Source organism: Acinetobacter guerrae (assembly GCF_009372255.1).
Taxonomy (GTDB): Bacteria; Pseudomonadota; Gammaproteobacteria; order Pseudomonadales; family Moraxellaceae; genus Acinetobacter; species Acinetobacter guerrae.
In genome coordinates, this window is sequence record NZ_LXGN01000030.1 from 1 (window position 1) to 247 (window position 247).

The 247-nt window shown below is 32.4% G+C and carries 1 protein-coding gene; it reads left to right on the forward strand.

What is annotated here, in order from left to right; genetic code table 11:
- On the forward strand, positions 1–142 hold a 142-nt coding region (locus tag A7A69_RS09515), incomplete at its 5' end, for an acyl-CoA dehydrogenase family protein (RefSeq protein WP_277752921.1).
- Positions 143–247: the final 105 nt, after the last annotated feature.

Here is a 247-nt window from a genome sequence, read left to right on the forward strand (position 1 = left end):
GGATGATTGTTTACAACTTAATGGTGGCTATGGCTATATGATGGAATATCCAATTGCTCGTGCATACATTGATAATCGAGCAAATCGTATATATGCAGGGACTAATGAAATTATGAAAGAATTGATTTGCCGGACACTCTGATCTTTCACGAATTTTCTTAATTGCATAAAAAAAGGAGCATATTTAAGCTCCTTTTCTGATTTATATATAGAGATTCTGAAACTAATTTTGTCTTAGATTTACGCT